Raw genomic sequence first — 785 nt, forward strand, 5'->3', positions numbered from 1 at the left:
CGTCACTACGCACACGTAGATTGTCCTGGTCACGCCGATTATGTTAAAAACATGATCACTGGTGCTGCTCAAATGGATGGCGCTATCTTAGTAGTTGCTGCGACTGATGGCCCTATGCCACAAACGCGTGAGCACATCCTACTTTCTCGTCAAGTTGGCGTTCCTTACATCATCGTGTTCATGAACAAATGTGACATGGTTGATGACGAAGAGCTACTTGAGCTAGTAGAAATGGAAGTTCGTGAACTTCTTTCAGAATACGATTTCCCAGGTGATGACTTACCACTAATTCAAGGTTCAGCACTTAAAGCGCTTGAAGGCGAGAAAGAGTGGGAAGATAAGATTGTTGAGCTTGCAAACGCACTTGATTCTTACATTCCAGAGCCAGAGCGTGACATCGATAAAGCATTCATCATGCCTATCGAAGACGTTTTCTCAATCCAAGGCCGTGGTACTGTTGTAACTGGTCGTGTTGAAGCTGGTATTATCCGCATCAACGACGAGATTGAAATTGTTGGTATCCGTGATACAACTAAGTCAATCTGTACTGGTGTTGAAATGTTCCGTAAACTGCTTGACGAAGGTCGTGCTGGTGAGAACATTGGTGCACTTTTACGTGGTACTAAGCGTGAAGACGTTGAACGTGGTCAAGTACTAGCTAAGCCTGGTTCAATCAAGCCACACACTACTTTTGAATCAGAAGTATACGTACTTTCAAAAGATGAAGGTGGTCGTCATACTCCATTCTTCAAAGGTTACCGTCCACAGTTCTACTTCCGTACAAC

The 785-nt window shown here is 44.3% G+C and carries 1 protein-coding gene; it reads left to right on the forward strand.

Annotated features, from left to right (window positions below):
* The coding region (gene tuf / locus HC000_RS18325; RefSeq protein WP_179808392.1) for an elongation factor Tu at positions 1–785 on the forward strand (785 nt) is incomplete at both ends.

The organism is Pseudoalteromonas sp. MIP2626 (genome assembly GCF_013414205.1).
In the GTDB taxonomy this organism is placed as follows: domain Bacteria; phylum Pseudomonadota; class Gammaproteobacteria; order Enterobacterales; family Alteromonadaceae; genus Pseudoalteromonas; species Pseudoalteromonas nigrifaciens.